16 protein-coding genes are annotated in these 16,592 nt (G+C 54.1%); 7 read left to right on the forward strand and 9 right to left on the reverse strand.

The features are described from left to right. On the forward strand, positions 1 to 212 hold a 212-nt coding region (locus ABCO64_RS09955; protein WP_343089353.1), incomplete at its 5' end, for a hypothetical protein. A 346-nt stretch (positions 213 to 558) separates the two neighbouring features. Here ABCO64_RS09955 and ABCO64_RS09960 read toward each other — a convergent pair. The 3 genes from ABCO64_RS09960 to ABCO64_RS09970 are packed head-to-tail and all read right to left on the reverse strand — an operon-like array spanning position 559 to position 5,427. Next, positions 559 to 1,293 (reverse strand): segregation/condensation protein A, encoded by a 735-nt coding sequence (locus ABCO64_RS09960; RefSeq protein WP_253460985.1) that lies wholly within the window; start codon positions 1,291 to 1,293, stop codon positions 559 to 561. Then, positions 1,286 to 4,729, reverse strand: a complete 3,444-nt coding sequence (smc, locus tag ABCO64_RS09965; RefSeq protein ID WP_253460988.1) for a chromosome segregation protein SMC — start codon at positions 4,727 to 4,729, stop codon at positions 1,286 to 1,288. Before smc ends, ABCO64_RS09960 begins: the two co-directional genes overlap by 8 nt. A gap of 26 nt (positions 4,730 to 4,755) precedes the next feature. Then, the gene (locus tag ABCO64_RS09970) at positions 4,756 to 5,427 is read right to left on the reverse strand and encodes a hypothetical protein (RefSeq protein ID WP_253460991.1); all 672 of its coding nucleotides are present in this window, start codon (positions 5,425 to 5,427) and stop codon (positions 4,756 to 4,758) included. A gap of 108 nt (positions 5,428 to 5,535) precedes the next feature. Between ABCO64_RS09970 and glyA the strand changes: the two genes are divergently transcribed. The 4 genes from glyA to cofE are packed head-to-tail and all read left to right on the forward strand — an operon-like array spanning position 5,536 to position 9,189. Next, on the forward strand, positions 5,536 to 6,780 hold the full coding sequence (gene glyA, locus ABCO64_RS09975; RefSeq protein ID WP_253460993.1) for a serine hydroxymethyltransferase: 1,245 nt from the start codon (positions 5,536 to 5,538) through the stop codon (positions 6,778 to 6,780). After that, positions 6,777 to 7,622 (forward strand): bifunctional methylenetetrahydrofolate dehydrogenase/methenyltetrahydrofolate cyclohydrolase FolD, encoded by an 846-nt coding sequence (gene folD / locus ABCO64_RS09980; protein WP_253460996.1) that lies wholly within the window; start codon positions 6,777 to 6,779, stop codon positions 7,620 to 7,622. The genes glyA and folD overlap by 4 nt, the downstream gene beginning before the upstream one ends. Then, positions 7,604 to 8,419 (forward strand): dihydropteroate synthase, encoded by an 816-nt coding sequence (folP, locus tag ABCO64_RS09985; RefSeq protein ID WP_253460999.1) that lies wholly within the window; start codon positions 7,604 to 7,606, stop codon positions 8,417 to 8,419. The genes folD and folP overlap by 19 nt, the downstream gene beginning before the upstream one ends. Further along, positions 8,416 to 9,189 carry a coenzyme F420-0:L-glutamate ligase gene (gene cofE / locus ABCO64_RS09990; protein ID WP_253461002.1) on the forward strand — a complete coding sequence of 258 codons (774 nt, stop codon included), beginning with the start codon at positions 8,416 to 8,418 and terminating at the stop codon, positions 9,187 to 9,189. Before folP ends, cofE begins: the two co-directional genes overlap by 4 nt. Before the next feature lie 11 nt (positions 9,190 to 9,200). Here the strand turns inward: cofE and cofC are convergent, their stop codons facing one another. Genes cofC through ABCO64_RS10015 form a run of 5 tightly spaced genes read right to left on the reverse strand, consistent with a single transcriptional unit; the run spans position 9,201 to position 14,171 of the window. Beyond that, a complete protein-coding gene (gene cofC, locus ABCO64_RS09995; RefSeq protein WP_253461005.1) occupies positions 9,201 to 9,830 on the reverse strand; it encodes a 2-phospho-L-lactate guanylyltransferase in 630 nt (209 codons plus the stop codon). 45 nt (positions 9,831 to 9,875) lie between these two features. Further along, on the reverse strand, positions 9,876 to 10,739 hold the full coding sequence (thiL, locus tag ABCO64_RS10000) for a thiamine-phosphate kinase (RefSeq protein ID WP_253461008.1): 864 nt from the start codon (positions 10,737 to 10,739) through the stop codon (positions 9,876 to 9,878). Then, positions 10,732 to 12,687, reverse strand: coding sequence for a DUF460 domain-containing protein (locus ABCO64_RS10005; protein WP_253461011.1), 1,956 nt, complete (start codon positions 12,685 to 12,687; stop codon positions 10,732 to 10,734). Before ABCO64_RS10005 ends, thiL begins: the two co-directional genes overlap by 8 nt. A gap of 6 nt (positions 12,688 to 12,693) precedes the next feature. After that, positions 12,694 to 13,551, reverse strand: a complete 858-nt coding sequence (locus tag ABCO64_RS10010; RefSeq protein ID WP_253461013.1) for an RIO1 family regulatory kinase/ATPase domain-containing protein — start codon at positions 13,549 to 13,551, stop codon at positions 12,694 to 12,696. Positions 13,552 to 13,586: 35 nt separating this feature from the next. Continuing rightward, positions 13,587 to 14,171: a hypothetical protein gene (locus tag ABCO64_RS10015; RefSeq protein WP_253461016.1), complete on the reverse strand. Its 585-nt coding sequence runs from the start codon at positions 14,169 to 14,171 to the stop codon at positions 13,587 to 13,589. 58 nt (positions 14,172 to 14,229) lie between these two features. Here ABCO64_RS10015 and ABCO64_RS10020 point away from each other — a divergent pair, with 58 nt between their 5' ends. Both ABCO64_RS10020 and ABCO64_RS10025 read left to right on the forward strand, forming a co-directional pair. Next, the gene (locus ABCO64_RS10020; RefSeq protein WP_343089354.1) at positions 14,230 to 14,973 is read left to right on the forward strand and encodes a hypothetical protein; all 744 of its coding nucleotides are present in this window, start codon (positions 14,230 to 14,232) and stop codon (positions 14,971 to 14,973) included. A 29-nt stretch (positions 14,974 to 15,002) separates the two neighbouring features. Beyond that, positions 15,003 to 15,761 (forward strand): NAD+ synthase, encoded by a 759-nt coding sequence (locus tag ABCO64_RS10025; protein ID WP_253461022.1) that lies wholly within the window; start codon positions 15,003 to 15,005, stop codon positions 15,759 to 15,761. Here the strand turns inward: ABCO64_RS10025 and ABCO64_RS10030 are convergent. Beyond that, entirely contained in the window at positions 15,727 to 16,449 is a 723-nt protein-coding gene (locus tag ABCO64_RS10030) for a glucose-6-phosphate isomerase family protein (protein WP_292616726.1), read from the reverse strand. The genes ABCO64_RS10025 and ABCO64_RS10030 overlap by 35 nt on opposite strands. Positions 16,450 to 16,592: the final 143 nt, after the last annotated feature.

The raw sequence follows: 16,592 nt of genomic DNA on the forward strand, positions 1-16,592 counted from the left end.
CCGGAAACCTCCGGGATATCATCACCGCGTTGCAGGACAATACTATACGCACGCCTGTGATATATAGGTTGTTGATTGATCTGATCATGGTTCGAAAAATACCTCCAGATTGGCCTTCATTTCATTTCGGATACCAGCGTGCAGGATCAGAACCGGAAACCCTCTGCAGGCAGGGTCAGGGCACTCCTCTCTTGAGGCAGAAAAACCCATGAATGCCGTTTATTCAAGAAAATAACCTTCTATACCGGAAAAGCACGATCCGGAATCCTCCCCTGCCACGGCCCGAAATACCGCTAAAAAGCAGAAATTGCCAACCAGGCACGCGCATACAGGCAGACAGGAGACAACCATGGGAGCAGGGCAGTCGCAAGAAGGGGAGAGAAGAATAAACCCGGATATGCCCTGATAACAGTGCACGATTGCCGGGCAGTTATCGTTACTACGTAGTTCCGGGAAGGTTCAAACGCAAAAGCAAGAAGCCTCTGAATCGATACACCCGGAGCAGGGAGCGCAACGAAGAAGCCGGTACGAGAGAAGAGATGCCTGGATAAGAGATGCCTAGATGACAGACGCAGGTATCCGCGCAACAAAGATCTCCCCATAGAACTCCTCCTGGAGGAGATCCACCTGGTCTTCGAGCATCAGGAAGAGAACCGGAATATAGACCTCGTAGAGGGGGCAGTTTATCTCAGAGGCAAGTCGCGACAGAGGAACAGGATCCGATCCATTGGGATCGAGCAGGAGGAGCGTCGAATATATCCTGGACGAAATCTCATCGAATGCCTCTTCATGGGCGATCTCCACGACATCTTCAGCAATAACCAGATCATCCTCATCATCATAGGGCAGATGCCGCCGCCTCTGCCGGCGCCGCTCCTCTTTTTCTGCGAGCTTCAGCTGCGTAATCAGTTCATACAGGGTAATTGGCCGTGTACGGTACTCCTTTCGCCGAATCCGCCGCTGAATCTCACGCTCAAGCGCCTCGATGGGACCAGGAAGCGGCGCATCACCATCACTCTCAAAATCCTCAGGCGCGAAGAGATCCGCATCATCCACACCCTGATCCGCATCATCCTCATCACCGGCTGACTGCTCAAGCAGGGCATCAGACTTCATCCTGAGCAGGATCGACGCATAGAGAAGGGTTCTGCCGGAGATCCGGAGATCCAGTTCACGCCTCCGCTCAAGCTCGCTCAGAAACCGGTCGGTCACAAGAACGATATCAATATTCCAGGGGTCAATCTCCCCGTCTTCAGCCATCCTGACCAGGATCTCAACCGGCTCTTCAGCCATTGCTCTTCACACCGGTAACAAGCGTGCTCTTATCCGGCCTGATAGTCACCCCGATAATCCGGTCTGCACCCTGGATCATCGGCTTCCTAAGCGAGATCGAGATAAACTGCGACGTCTCTGAGAGGCTTTTGATCATATGCGCGATACCTTCCACATTTGAGCCGTCAAGATGCATATCCACCTCATCAAGCCCGTAAAACGGCGCTGGCATGTACCGCTGGATCGAGAATATCAGGGCAAGCGTCACAAGCGACTTTTCGCCCCCGCTCATCATATTCAGCCGCCTCACCTCCTTGTCCTGTGGGTGTACCTCAAAGGTGAGACCACCGCTGAAGGGATCCTCCTCATTTTCGAGGATTAATCGCCCCCACCCCCGCGCAAGCCTGGCATAGATATCTTTGAAATTTCCATCTATTGCAACAAATGTCGAGAGGAAAGCTTCACGCTTCATCCGCTCAAAACCCTCAATCCGCTCGATTAAATCTGCGCGTTCACGGGAGAGGATATCCTTCTTCTCAGTCCGCTCAAGAACCCTTGCAGTGGTCCGATCATACTCTTCTATCGCGAGCATATTCACCGCACCAATCTTTCGGATCTTCTGCTCTGTTGTGGCGATCCCATCATCAATCTCTTCCATTGAGAGATCGCATTCGATATCTCCTGTTTCCGGAGCAAGAGCAGCTATCTCTTCTGCAAGCGCTTTCTGCCGCTCCTGCAGCGCCTCAACCTGAATTGTATGCCGCTCTTTCTCATTGGTATGCTGGATAATCCGGCGTTCGACTGCGGAGATCTCCTCATCAAGATCACTCCTCTTCTGCCTGAGCGTCTCAATCTCATCTGAAAACTGCCGCTGCTCCTCCTCAAGCGAGGATATCCGCTCACGGGACTCAGCAATCTCTTCTTCAAATGCCCTGTTCTCGGCCTCAAGCCTGATATTTGCCTCATTGAGCGCTTCTTTCTCGGCAGTCATCTCCTCGATACGTTTCGAGAAGTACTGCCGTTCACGCTGGAGATCCGCAATATCCGCTTCCTTATTCCTGAGACGCCGCTCAATATCCTCAATAGATCGTTTCAGTCCTGAAAAGACCTCTGCAAGCCGGATGGCGTCCGACTCCTCCATCCGTCTCCTGATCTCCTCTATATGCGCATTTGTCGCAGAGATCCGGTCTGTGAACCCGTCAATCTTCTCTTCAAGATCAGCAATCTCCCCGGCGATCTCTGCTTCCCCTCCCTCAAGAGCAGCAAGAGCAATTGAAAGCTCGTCAATCTCGCTGTCAAGCTGGACAATCCGCTTGCCATACTCATCCACGATCAGTTCATGCCGTGCTGCCTTCTGCTCATTTGCCTGCCGTTCATCCCTGAGCGCCTCTGCAGCTGACGCCTGCCGTGCAATTGAGGCTGACAGGTCCTCCTCCTCCTGCCGAAGCCCCTGGAGCCGCTCTGAAAGGGCACTCATCTCGCGATCAACAGCTGCTCCGAACCCTTTCATATCGCGCCGTATGGAGCCTCCTGTCATCGCCCCGGTACGCTCAAGCAGTTCTCCCTCAAGGGTCACCATCCGGTGCCTGCCAAGAAGCTTTCTTGCATGCTCCATGGTGTCGATAACAACCGTTGTTCCAAAAACAAGGAAAAATGCCCGCTCATATGCCGGATCGTATTCCAGCAGCCGGATCGCATAATCAACAACGCCTTTTCCTTCAGGAGGAGGAAGCGGCGGCGGAACCCTGAGCTTCTCAAGAGGAAGGAAGGTGGCACGGCCAAGGCGCCCATCCTTGAGAAACCTGATCGCATCTGCTGCAACCGAATCATCAGTCACCACAACATGATTGATCTTCCCTCCCGCTGCGACATTCAGTGCGGTAGCATACTCCGGAGGAGCTTTTCCAAGCCGGGCAATGGTTCCGTATACCCCATCCATTCCGAGAACCGCTTCAACTGCACGGCCGCCTGCATCACCATGCGCCTGCTGCTGTGCCTCAAGCTGCATCAGTTTCTTCTCAAGTGAACGGACTTCTGAAGAGACATCCTCCCTGGAACTCCGAAGCACCATCAGTTTCTTCTCAACTGCAGAGAGCTCTTTCTCGTTTGCCTCCTGGTCGCGCCTGATGCCGTCAAGCACAGATTCCGCCTCGCGAACCTCCCGTTCCTTCAGAGCCCGCTCATCTGTTGCAGCCTGGAGGCGGGGAGCAAGCCTCTCTCGTTCGGATACCCGGAGCCTGCTTCTCTCGATAACAGCATCCTTCTCGGAGAGAAGCCGGGAACGTTCTTCCTTCAGCCCTTCAAGCTCCTGCATGCAGGAGAAGATCTCAGCCTGCCCACCCTCCGAATCTTTGGTGGCAGCAGCAAGTTCGGCTTCCGTCTTCTCCATCCTGGCTTTTGCCTGGGAGAGCTCCATGCCAAGATTTGCCCTGTCAATTGAGAGTGCCCGGATACTATCGGTCCGCTCTTTGACTGTTGCCTCTGAACGCCGGATATCAGCGAACTTCCGGTTTAGTGCTTCAAGATTGGATTCCCGGTCCCGGGTGTTCCGGGTTATCCCCTGTTCGGCAGTCCTGATCAGCCCTTTTGCTTCCTCAATCAGGGAGAGGAGCCTGAGATATTCAGGCCCGCTTTTCCTTTTGATCTCTTCATCGAGCTCATGAATCTCTCCACGGAGAAAACCCTTCTCATGCTCATCATGATCGATATCATCATTTGCGCGGGAGATGCCCAGTTCATGTTCACCAATCAGGCGGTCAATCTCACCTTCTTCCCGCCTCTTCTCACGCAGGGTTGCAAGATTCCGCATGGCGCAGAACCGATCAAGGTCCTCCTGCAGAGCCCGGTATGCAAGGGCTTCTTCCCGCTCCACCCGGAGAACCTCCTGCCGTTCAACCAGTTCATGCAGGAGGATCTCCTCACGCTCAATCCGCCACCGCACCACATCAAGTTCGGCCATCGACTGATCACGCTTCTGATCGAATTCGGAGACGCCTGCTATCTCGTCGATGATCTTGCGCCGTTCCATATCGGACATCTCCATGATGCGGGCGACATCTCCCTGCATCACCACATTATATCCCTGGGGCCTGATTCCGTGGCGTGAGAGAAAGGAGAGGACGTCCCCCTGTTTACAGAGACGTCCATTTAAGTAATTATAGGAGTAATAGCCGTTCGCTGTCCGCTTGATCCTTCGGGTGATCCGTGTTCCGTCAGAGAAGCCGACAACAACCTCGGCGGTGTTTTTTGATGAGGTGGTATTGATCAGGTCAGTTAAGCGCTCTGCACGGAGACCCCGGGCAGAGGTGATACCAAGCGCAAAAAGAATACTGTCGAGGATATTGCTCTTCCCCGAACCATTCGGCCCTGAAACGACAGTAAACCCTGTTTCAAGCGGGATTTTCGTCTTTCGGGCGAAAGATTTGAAGTTGTCGATCTCAAGCTGCGTGATGTGCAAGGATCATACTCCTTCAACCCTTCAGATTATTTCCTGCGGCGGATGGTGCGTGAAGACCTGGTATCATCGCCTTCTTCGTCCTTCCCGTCAGAGCCGCCTGTGACATCGGCATCATCGGGTGCTTCATAGATCTTACTCTCGATCTTTCCTTTCTTCATCTGTGTCGCAGGCGCATACCCGCTGCTTGCCACGATATAATCGTTCCGGACCCGCTTTTCCGGCTTCAATGTACCATCAGGCTGCATGATCAGCTCCATATCAGCGGTATCGACCGGCGGTTCAGTCTCTGGTGCTGGTGATGCGCCACGTGATTCCTGCTGCTGTTCCCGTGACCGGGGAGGCTCACTTTCAGAGAAGACCCGCTGCCGGGAGCGGGGATCCCGTCTCCTCTGTTTCGGATCTTCCTCTGACACCTCTTCCTGTTCTATTGGCGGGGATGGTGGCACACCTGCCGCACCCTTATCACGCTCTTCGACATTCCTGACAATCTTTCGTGTAACCGATTTGAGATCCAGTGTCTCATCCATCAGCCCTTTGAGCATTGCCTCAAGTTCCCGCACTTTTTTCTCAAGTGCAGTAATCCGCTCATCCAGTACCCCGCCGGCAACCCGGACCGGCTCATCTTCGCGCTTCACCTTCTCCATCTCCCGTTCCTTCTCCTCAAGCTCATGTTCAAGAAACTTCATTCGTGCATCCATTCTTCGCCCACAACCCCTCATTTGTAAGATCTGACTCACGGATGATAATGCTTTGCCTTCGCTGTTTACAAGAAAGGATATTACCTTTTTACCACCATTTCTATTTATATGTCATTCCTTGAACGCGACGATCCGGATGTCGCAGCTATTATAGAACGAGAACGGCAGAGACAGGTCTTCGGACTTGAGTTGATTGCATCTGAAAATGTTGTGACCCGTGCGGTCATGGAAGCCACAGGCTCGATCATGTGTAATAAATACGCTGAGGGGTATCCAGGCAAGCGCTATTATGGCGGCTGCGAGTTCCATGACGAGGTTGAGAACCTGGCACGGGAGAGGCTCTGCAGGCTCTTCTCAGCTGAACACAGCAATGTCCAGGCGCATTCCGGAAGCCAGGCAAACCAGGCAGTCTATTTTGCAACCATCCAGCCAAAGGACGCCATCATGAGCCAGAGCCTGACCCAGGGCGGCCATCTCTCCCATGGATCTCCTGTGAACATCAGCGGGAAGCTCTATGATGTACATCCATATGGTGTCGACTATGAGAGCGAGGTGCTTGATTATGGCGCAATTGCTGAGATGGCACGAGAGGTGAAACCGAAGATGATCGTCTGTGGTGCCTCAGCATACCCGCGTGAGATCGATTTTGCGGCCTTTGCCGAGATCGCAGAAGACGTGGGTGCCGTCTGCATGGCAGATATCGCTCATATCGCCGGACTCGTCGCAGCAGGCATCCATAATTCACCTGTCAGTGTCTGTGACTATACCACCACCACCACCCATAAAACACTCCGCGGTCCACGCGGGGGTGCGATCCTCTGCCGAAAAGAGGATGCACAGATGATTGACAAATCCATCTTCCCCGGTCTCCAGGGCGGCCCCCTGATGCATGTTATTGCAGCAAAAGCCGTCTGTTTCAAAGAGGCGCTGAAGCCTGATTACAAGGAGTATGCAAAACAGGTCGTGAAGAATGCCAAAGTGCTGGCTGACACACTGGCAGACAATAATCTCCGCCTCTGTTCAGGTGGGACAGATAACCATCTCGTCCTCCTCGACCTCTCGGACCAGGGCATCACCGGGCTTGAAGCAGAGGATGCACTCGGGCTTGCGGGGATCACTGTGAATAAAAATACCATACCGCGTGAGAAGCGGAGTCCGTTTGTCACATCCGGCCTGCGTGTCGGTACTCCAACCGTCACCTCACGCGGCATGAAAGAAGATGAGATGAAACTGATAGGTGACTGGATTGGAAAAGTCATAAACAACATACAGAACGATTCAGTCATCAGAAAAGTGAAAGAGGAAGTCGCGGAGTTCTCCGGAAAATACCCCCTCTATCCTGATGCATCATGATCCTTGATGGAAAAAAGACGAGTGAAAAGCGGCTCCATATCCTTAGGGAGAAGATAGAAGAGTCGGGGATCTACCCCCGGCTCGCAACGGTCCTCGTCGGATCAGACCCTGCCTCAGAGCTCTATGTCAGGATGAAACACCGTGCCTGCGAACAGGTGGGTATCGGGTCAATCGGAGTCGACCTGCCAGCAGAATCAACGACCGGGGAGGTGCTTGACGCTGTCCGGAGGCTCAATGAAGACAGCCAGATCAGCGGTATCCTGGTGCAGCTCCCGCTTCCGCCACAGGTTGACACCCATACGATCATCGAAGCCGTTGCTCCTGAGAAGGATGTCGACGGGTTCCACCCCCTCAACCTTGGGAGGCTCTTCTCCGGAACACCGGTTTTTGCCCCCTGCACCCCGCTTGGCGTCATGAATCTCCTCTCCGAGTACGATATCGAAATTGCCGGGAAGAATGCCGTTGTCATCGGGAGGAGCATCGAGGTTGGCCGCCCGATGGCCGCGCTCCTGACAAATGCCGATGCAACGGTCACCATCGCTCATTCAAAGACAGTTGATCTTGCGTCCATAACCCAGCAGGCAGATATTGTGGTGGCAGCAGTCGGGCGTGCCCGGTTTGTCACAGCAGAGATGATTGGCTGGGGCGCAACAGTCATCGATATCGGTACAAACTACGATGAGGAGAAGAAGCTCTGCGGTGATGTGGACTTTGCGATGGTCGAGCCAAAAGCCGCAGCAATCACCCCGGTACCAGGAGGTGTTGGTCCAATGACGATAGCCACCCTGATGGAGAACACCTTCACCGCCGAAAAGATGAGGTCATGCGGACCGTTTCCATAAATAAACTCAGGATCGGGGGGAACAACCCGGTCCGGCTGATGGGCGTCATCAATACAAGCCCTGAATCTTTTTACCGGGGATCATTTGTCCCTGAAGGAAGCGTCCTTGCCTCTGCCACAGAGATGATCCAGGCGGGTGCTGATATCATTGATGTTGGTGCACGGAGTACTGCACCCGGGAGCAGGCAGATCAGTGTTGCTGAAGAGTGCAGCCGCCTTGAACTGACACTCACCGAACTTCGTGGATCAGGTATTCCGGTCTCTGTCGATACAATGCATGCAGCCGCCCTTGACCTGGCTCTTACGTACGATATTGACGCCATAAATGACATCCATGGCCTCTCAGATGAGAAATACGCAGCTATCGCTGCCGATTCGGGTCTGCCTGTCATCGCAATGGCAGCAGACCGTGAGCCGGGGGATGCTCGTGGTGCAGATGAGACGCTGCAAGCCCTGCAGCGTGTCAGCAGCCGTGCAGAACAGTATGGGATTTTGGATCTGATCCTGGATCCGGGGATCGGCAGATGGGTGCCGATCCGGCAGACTGACGATGACTGGGATCTCTGCCGCCGGTTTCATGAGTTCAGTTCCCTCGGGCGGCCTCTCCTCGCTGCTATTTCCAGGAAAAGCTTTATTGGAGATCTGCTGGCAAAGCCGGCAGAAGAGAGGCTGTCCGGGAGCCTGGCACTGACTGCCCTTTTGATTAATGCTGGTGCGGATATGGTCAGGGCGCATGACATCCGGGAGACGGCTGACCTGATTGCAATCTGTAACCACCTGCTCGGGAGGTCCGGATGAATACCTCGTTTTCTGTCCATGGCGTCAAGACCGGTCTCCTCAGGCCCGGAGATGATATCACGGAGCGGATTATCCGGGCAGCTGAGGGTGATTGCGGGATTGAAGACAGGGATATTATTGTCATTGCAGAATCCGCACTCGCATCTGCAGAAGGCCGGATCATCAGTCTTGCCGACGTTATCCCCGGCAAAGAGGCAGAGAAGTATGCAGAAGAGTACAGCATGGATCCCCGGGTCGCAGAGATCGTCATTTCTGAATCTGATGAAATAATAGGCGGCATTCCGGGATTTCTGCTCTGCATCAAGGATGATACCCTTCTCCCAAACGCCGGTGTTGACGGGTCGAACACGCCGGAAGGAACAATAGTCCCTCTCCCGGCAGATCCAAACGGATCCGCATCCCGGATCAAAGCCGGTATCCGCGAGAAGACCGGATCTGATGTCGCGGTGTTGATTATTGACTCCAGGACCCATGCAATGCGGCTTGGTGTCTCGGGGGTCACCATCGGCTGCTCGGGGATGAATGCGGTCACCGACTGCCGGGGCAAAAGCGATCTCTATGGCAGGACGCTTGAGGTGACCCGGCGTGCCGTCGGCGACTGTATCGCATCAGCTGCTGAACTGGTCATGGGCGAAGCAGATGAATGTATACCTGTTGTGATCGTCCGGGGGCTTTCTGATCTGGTCGGTGAAGGAGACGGGATCGAGACGATTGCACCTGATGAATGCCTCTTTATGGGCGCGATGATGAAAAAAACAAGAGACGCCTGAACCGCACCTGGTCAGGACTCTTCTCTTGTCACACCCACCCGGCCCTTCTCTTCAACAACCGTGAACCCCAGATCTTCGAGAAACGCTCTTGCTCGCCCCTTTCCATGAATCAGCACCTCGGCAAGATCCTCTTTCTCATCGATATCGGTTGAGAGGCGGAACGAGTCGATCATCTCAACAGAAAAGCCGCACTTCTCTGCCATCGCCAGGTGTTTCCTGAAGCTCGAGCCATAGTACTGCGCCCTGAAGCACCCGGGCCGTTTCAGGAAGATGACATTTGTGCCACCGCCCCGGCCAGGAACAATCGCCATATCCGCTTCTGTTGCCAGCACCCGCTGAAGTGTTGTGGCCGTCACAAGCGGGAGATCCGCCATGATGATCAGTGCCGGACAATGAAACTGCGGGATCGCCCAGTCGATTGCCTCGTTCAGCCCTTCATTCCGCACCGCGACAAGTGCACGCTCACAGGTATAGGGAGACGTGGTGAGGAGCGTCGCAGAACACCCGGTCCGGTTCACAGCAGCCACAACATCCTCAAGCATCATTGCAGCAAAACGTTCCCGCTCCTCCTGGCTCAGGATGCAGGAGAGCCGGGTCTTTGGATTAACCGGCTTGAACGGAATCAGGGCATGGAAGTACATTGATCAGGGTATACCGAAGAAGAATTAATAAGGATCGATCCGGGATCACTCCCACCTGTGCATATATCCCCGTGCCGGGAGAACTTCCCCACGTACAAGGATCTCCCTGTCTGCAGTGACGATTCCAATGGGGGTTGCATCGACACCGGCGATTGGGAGCCGCTCCTGTGGAACTGTCGCAATCAGTTCAAAATCTCCTCCGCCATAGAGGAAGAGGGTTTCGGCATCTTCAGGAGGCAGGCCAGGGATGAGCGGGAAGAGCCCGGGATCGAGTGAGAAGCCGACACCGGAGGCACGGCTGAGATCATAGAGGGAGAGAGCAATACCATCTGAGAGATCCATCATTGAGGTTGCCCCGCCCTCTGAGAAGGCCTTTCCTTCTGCGACACGCGGTACCGGGGTGACCAGGTGCGTCCGGAACCGTTCGTCCCCGAGCAGACCGGCTTCTGCCCTGCCCGGCATGCCGGTGACACAGACGATATCCCCGGGCCGTGCGCCGGAACGCCTGAGTATCCGATCCCAATCCACAAACCCGATCCCGGTGGAGACGATTGTGAGCTCATCATGGCGATCGATATCGCCTCCTGAGACCCGTGCACCAACAGAACGGCAGGCTGCAGCCGCACCCCTGGTGATACCGGCAAGCCGGTCCGGGGAGTCGAGACCGACTGCCATCAGGAGATCAGTTGGATCAGCAGCCATCGAGGCGATATCGGAGAGCGTGACAGCTGCTGCCATCCACCCGATCTCATAATCGGTCATACCAGTCGGAAAATCTGTTGTCTCGTGGAGCATATCAGTTGATACAACAAGATACCGGTCATTGATATCCAGAACAAGGCAGTCGTCCCCTGTCTCCTGCTCACCAATGATCCCGCGGATTGAGTCAAGCAGTCTTCTGTCATCCACCTTTCCTCACCTCACGTTCCCGCATCGACCGGTAGTCCCGGAAGAGACCCTCAATCGACTCTGCTTTCTTATCCCTGATATATTGCTCCTGTTCATCCTGCCACTGCCTGTGCCGCTGTAGAAGGCGATTGCCGGGACACGCGCCGATTGAGCCCTGCAGCCTGATGCCAAGACCATCCCCGTCAAGAAGAGGAATCCCGGCTTCACGGAACGCGACAACGAGATCGCTGTTCAGGTGCGTTCGATCCGGTACAATCACGCCTGCTATCATCGTCTCAGCAAGTTCACGGACTGCATTCATACCCCATCCATCGGTTCTCAGAAGATAGATCCAGTCATCCGGAAGCGCGCCCATCTCAGATCTGAGTCGCCTGATTGCATCACGCGAGAGTGCCTCCAGCACCTTCAGGGGCACAAGATCCTCACCCTGCTTCAGGTCAGCATACGTCTTCAGCCGCTCAAGCTGTTTTCTGAGGCTTTTATTCCGCCTCTCCTCTCTCCTGAGATAGCGTTTCTGGTTGCTGATGATACCCTCAAGCCGCGATATTTCCGCATCGCGGCGGATCTTCTCTTTTCCCTTTGACCGTTCGGCCTTTACTGATCTCCGAAGACGCACGATCTCTTCGTCCTTCTCCTGCACCTCACGGTACAGCTCCGAGACAAGAGACCGGAGACGCCGGATCATCTCCTCATGCTCCCGCGGCCGCTCTGCCTTCCCGGTGACTGCCGGGGCATCAGTCTCATCCTCTGAAGAGGCCTCTTCCGGTTCTGCCGGAGTGAGATCAACGAGCGCCTGTTCGAGCGAGCTTCCCCTGACTACACGTGCACGGACCTCATCAAGGGCAACACCGGCAGGAATCCGCTTGGAAAGGCTTGCGAACTTATTTTTATAATGCCGGTATGCCATCATCGCGGCTGCGTAGGCATCCCGTTCATGATCATTTTCATACCTGATACCGCCTGCACACTCGGTCTTCTCTGATACTGCCAGATCATGTTTTGGCAGAAACGGGACTGCATGAAAGGCGCGGCGGATCTTCTCCACGGTTCCGGGCATCTCTTTTTTGTCAGATGCGATGATGAGCGGGCGGCCATGGGCAGTGATTTCTGCTATTGCTTCTGCAACCGAGGTGACTCTTGAGCTTGAGAGGTGGATGAGGTCTCCATCAAGATCGAGGAGTGAGAGTGCCATGGTTGTTCCCGGATCAATCCCGACGATCAGATACCGGGGTTTTGTGGTCTGGGGCACAAATTTGATCCGCTCAAGCCGCTCCCGTGCAACCACAACCTGGACATCGGTTCCCCGTTGGTTTTTGATCGGTATCTCTGATCCGGGTGTATTGACATGGAAGATCACCCGGGAATTGCCACCAAACGCACGGAACTCTTTCTTATCATATTTGAGTCCGGCATCAACAAGACGCATCTCGATCTCCCGTGCCTGTGTCCTGACCGCACCGTGTATCTTCCTGGTGAACCGGTTCTGGCTCCACCCTCCTTTTCCAGGGGATCGCCTCCTTGACACAGTGATCAGGCAGGAGTCGGCAAATGCCACAACCCTGCACCCGGCACCCAGGCCAGCTACCAGCGCCGATGTCCTGGCTTCAGCATAGGGATCAAACCGGTTGAATGAGAGGTTGTACCTGCCTGCAACCTGGGCCAGGCTCTCGCGATGGTCTCCACCACCTGTGACGCAGACGAGATCGGTCTTTGGTGGGAGCGACTGGAGAAAGGCAAAGAGTTCTTTCGTATCTGCTGCCACCTCCTGGAGACTGTCGACGGCAAGGATATCCGGTTCCTCAGCTTCAATAATGCGGAGAAGGCGAAAGAGCGACACTTCGGTTTCAGAGACGATTTCGTCATCAATTACCCGGCAGAGCGCAAAATGCGGACGCCTGGACCGGGAGCGGACCGACCCCCTGACGATATCTATCCCATACACCTTCATACGCAGTCACCCGGTCACATACCGGAGGGCATCCTCAGGTGGAAGCGAGAGCCGGTATTTCCTGTTGAAGAAAGAGACGATAGTTTCGACATCATGCCTGATCAGTTCATCTGCATTTGGATGGGTTGTTTCAGTCCACTGCGGCCAGTCGATGATCCAGCACTGGTCTTCATTTACCATCACATTATACTCCGAGAGATCAGCATGAATCATGCCAAGCCTGTATGCCTTCCTCACCTCTTCGATCAGTTCCTGGTAAACCGTCTCCGGATCCTCCAGCCTGCAGTTGTTGAGATTCACGCCGGGGATATAAGACATTGCTAGTGTATGGCGGCTTCTGTCGATTGGCACGGGAACCCGGACGCGCCCGGTCAGGCGTCTGAGCGCTTCATATTCCTTCTCTGCTGAGAGGCCTGATGCAAAGATCCAGGGACAATGGCCGGTATTGGTCATGTACTCCCGGTTCACCCTGACAGACTGGAATGACTGCTGGCCGATACGATGAAACTTCAGGACAATGACGCCAAGCCCAAGGGCTTCATACACAACCGATTCTTTACCGACCCCGATTAATGATCCAAGCGCAGATACACTCCCTCTGCTGGAAAGCGTATGGAGAGCAAGGGTGTCTAAACCGGTATGAAGGAGTGAGTAGCCCTGGTACGGTACGATATCATAGCGGATGAGGTTCTTATCCACAAGTGAGCCGAGCCGGAACTCAAGTTCGCTCTTGGATAACCGGGTTGCCCGCCTGAGGTTGTCGAATGGCACCCAGGTATACCGCTTCATCAGCCGTTCGATCGCATAGAGGATCGAGTATTCATATTTGTGCAGGTCGCGTACCAGATCGGCTGAGAGGTGCATTATTTCTTATTTTTGGATCGCTGAGATGAAAAATATCATGATACCTGCTTCTTTGAATAGCGTCTCACAAGTTCAACTGCCACCGGGTATGTTTCATCGGTGCAGCAGATAAGAACAGGATTGACAAGGGCTTTTCTGGCAATATAGATCTTTTTCTCTTCAGGAATCAGGCGGACATCCTTTACTTCCCGCCACCGGATGCCACCGGATGCCTGGCCACGTGCAATGAGACCGGCACCGGCAACTGTAGGATTGCCGGAGAGGAGGCCAAGGACTGCCATTGTATCTGTCATCCTGCCCGCATCCTTTCCCGGCAGATATGCAGCACCCTCGGGATCGATTATAAACCGGTATATATGCCCTCCTTTCGTGATCACATGGAGAATAAGAACTGCAAGAAGTGCGAGGAAGAGGATAAAACCGGTCATGACCATCCCGACGAAGAGATAGTCAAGGACAGATGCAGGTGTCGGGCTTGCCAGTTCGAGAATGACAAGGAAGAGTGTGAGGAAAAGGCCTGCAATGCCTATCCCAAGAAAGACCTGGCGGATCTCGGTTCTGCCAATAACAGGCATCTTTGCATCCCATTCAATCCGATCCGGGATACCTGCTGGTTCCATACCATTGTATTTACCGGTGTGGAGATACACCTTTCTATCAGGAGAGTGACTGGTTGAGATGATGGAGGATTTTGGCATGCGCTGTTCAAAGTGCAGAAATGATGCAATCATCAGCCAGCGCTATTCGGGCCAGTCACTCTGCAGGGATCACTTCATCCGTGATCTTGAGGGGAAAGCAAAACGTGAGATCCGCCGGAACCACTGGCTTGCATCAGGGGATCTGATCGGTGTTCCCCTTGATGGGAGAGCAGCGTCTGCTGCTCTTCTCACCCTTCTTGCCAGGATCACAGGGAAGAGACGCGATATCGGATTATATGCCCTCTCTCGTGATGATGGGGATCCTGAGGCAGAAAAGAGAATTGAAGAGATTGCAGCTGCTGCCGGCGTTTCGGTTCTCGTCTGGAAGAGAGATCCAACAAAGCAGGTACGGGAGGATCTCGCCGCGTTCGCATCAGGTGCCGGGATCACCACAATTGCATGCGGAAAGACTCTTGATGACGGGGCAGAGGCTGTTCTCAAAGCTTTTGTATCAGGAGAGATACAGTCTCTTCTCTCAGGGTCAGCACCGGAGACGATCCGCTGGATATATCCTTTTGAAGTCGTGCCGGCAGAAGAGGTCAGGCTCTATGCCTCCCTCTGGCATGACAACGTGCCTGCAGTTGATCCCGATGGTAACGATGAGCTCTCGCTGAAGATCCGGGATCTCCAGCAAGCCTATACTGCCCGCCATCCATCCACACGCCATGCAGTATTCCGGCTCGGCAGAAGGATCCGGTTCAGTGCGCCTGATACCAAACAGTAGTATCTGAGGAGCACCTATCCCTGATCATCATGCAGTGTGATATCGGCTGTGAAAAGACCCGGATCGAGAATATTATCAGGCAGGGGATCTGGTCTTCGGGAACAGACGGCGTGGTGCTTGGACTATCAGGTGGGATCGACTCGGCAGTTGTTGCCGCTCTTGCAAGCGCATCTCTTGGAAGCGAACGGGTATCCGCCTTCTTTCTGCCGTCTGCAACCACGCCTCCGGAAGATGAAGCAGATGTCTGTGAACTCTGCCAGATGTATGGCCTTGAACTGCAGATCATCCCGATCAACGGGATCATTGATGCATACCGGCGTATGGATGGGTTTGTTGATGAGCCGCACCTGGTCGGCAACCTGATGGCACGGACACGGATGGCAATCCTGTACTACCAGGCAAACCTGAGAAACCGGATCGTCATCGGCACCTCAAACAGGACAGAATACCTCATCGGCTACTGTACCAAGTGGGGAGATAATGCAGCGGATCTTCAGCCGATACTGCATCTCTCAAAACAGGATGTCTATCTCCTGGGAGCAGAACTTGGGATACCTGAAGCAATAATGAAGAAAAAGCCATCAGCCGGTCTCTGGGAGGGCCAGAGTGATGAGCTTGAGATAGGGATTCCGTATGCGGATCTCGATGCTGCACTTGCATCACTTGAAGAGAATAACTGGGAGGCAGAGAACGAGATCCAGGAGAGAGTGCTCGCACTGGTGAGGAAGAGTGCACACAAGCGGCTGCCCGCACTCAGTCTCGCAGGCAGCGATCCCAGAGCTCGGTGAACTGTTCGGGATGATTCATGACGTCCCCGAGGATCGGATCTCCGATGAGAGAGTAGAGTGGCTGGTCCCGGACGATCCCGATCTCGGGGTGGTCGGCTGCTTCAAGGAAGCGGAGATCAGCTACCCTCGTATAGAGGGGATTTTTTGTAAAACGGCCATCATCCATCTCGTAATAGGCAGCGCCCCTGTATGCCTCAAAGAACGCATAATCGCTTGAGAAGGCATCTGAGACAATATTTGCCATCACCAGCGGCTCAGCACCCGGGTTGATGGTCACGTGGCCAAAGCCAGGCGGAATCAGTATCATATCTCCCCCCGATGCCGGGTGGAGAACCACATCGGTTAAATCCTTTGCCTGAAGAAGAAAATGACCCTTGCCCGAGAGTACTTCATACACTTCAGGATAGGAGACACCCGCCTCGTTTTCGGGATGGTGGTGGCCCCTGGTCTTGATGAACTCCCCGCAGACCGAGCCTGCGGTGATCATGGTGATGTCGTAGCGGATGTTGTTCTTTGCAAGAAGAGCCCGATCTGCATCGGTTTTGGCGAGGTTCCTGTACATATAGTACAGGGGACCTGAGACATCACAGCGGGGATAGGCAAGCACATCACGCATATCGTCCACCGTCCTGACGTTTGGTTCAGGAAGGGTGCCGTTCCAGATATCCATCATTGTTTCCTTTTGCATGCAGAATATATAATCATCGGCATTGGATCATTTGCTGCACAACCGCATATGGACGTTGTGATGGTGCAGACCTGCTGGTTTCAGTGTAGAGCCCATCAAACCAGAGATCTGACTTATAAAACCTCCTCTATTTTCCGGCATTC

Source organism: Methanocalculus natronophilus, assembly GCF_038751955.1.
GTDB classification, from domain to species: Archaea; Halobacteriota; Methanomicrobia; order Methanomicrobiales; family Methanocorpusculaceae; genus Methanocalculus; species Methanocalculus natronophilus.

What these genes read in the sequence shown, in the direction of transcription:
- ABCO64_RS10020 (WP_343089354.1), top strand. Translation starts at nt 14,230, where the DNA reads ATGATGGAGGATTTTGGCATGCGCTGTTCAAAGTGCAGAAATGATGCA.
- cofE (WP_253461002.1), top strand. Translation starts at nt 8,416, where the DNA reads ATGAATACCTCGTTTTCTGTCCATGGCGTCAAGACCGGTCTCCTCAGG.
- ABCO64_RS09970 (WP_253460991.1), bottom strand. Translation starts at nt 5,427, where the DNA reads ATGGATGCACGAATGAAGTTTCTTGAACATGAGCTTGAGGAGAAGGAA.
- ABCO64_RS09960 (WP_253460985.1), bottom strand. Translation starts at nt 1,293, where the DNA reads ATGGCTGAAGAGCCGGTTGAGATCCTGGTCAGGATGGCTGAAGACGGG.
- ABCO64_RS10015 (WP_253461016.1), bottom strand. Translation starts at nt 14,171, where the DNA reads ATGGAACCAGCAGGTATCCCGGATCGGATTGAATGGGATGCAAAGATG.
- glyA (WP_253460993.1), top strand. Translation starts at nt 5,536, where the DNA reads ATGTCATTCCTTGAACGCGACGATCCGGATGTCGCAGCTATTATAGAA.
- cofC (WP_253461005.1), bottom strand. Translation starts at nt 9,830, where the DNA reads ATGTACTTCCATGCCCTGATTCCGTTCAAGCCGGTTAATCCAAAGACC.
- ABCO64_RS10025 (WP_253461022.1), top strand. Translation starts at nt 15,003, where the DNA reads ATGCAGTGTGATATCGGCTGTGAAAAGACCCGGATCGAGAATATTATC.
- ABCO64_RS10010 (WP_253461013.1), bottom strand. Translation starts at nt 13,551, where the DNA reads ATGCACCTCTCAGCCGATCTGGTACGCGACCTGCACAAATATGAATAC.
- ABCO64_RS10005 (WP_253461011.1), bottom strand. Translation starts at nt 12,687, where the DNA reads ATGAAGGTGTATGGGATAGATATCGTCAGGGGGTCGGTCCGCTCCCGG.
- folD (WP_253460996.1), top strand. Translation starts at nt 6,777, where the DNA reads ATGATCCTTGATGGAAAAAAGACGAGTGAAAAGCGGCTCCATATCCTT.
- ABCO64_RS10030 (WP_292616726.1), bottom strand. Translation starts at nt 16,449, where the DNA reads ATGCAAAAGGAAACAATGATGGATATCTGGAACGGCACCCTTCCTGAA.
- folP (WP_253460999.1), top strand. Translation starts at nt 7,604, where the DNA reads ATGCGGACCGTTTCCATAAATAAACTCAGGATCGGGGGGAACAACCCG.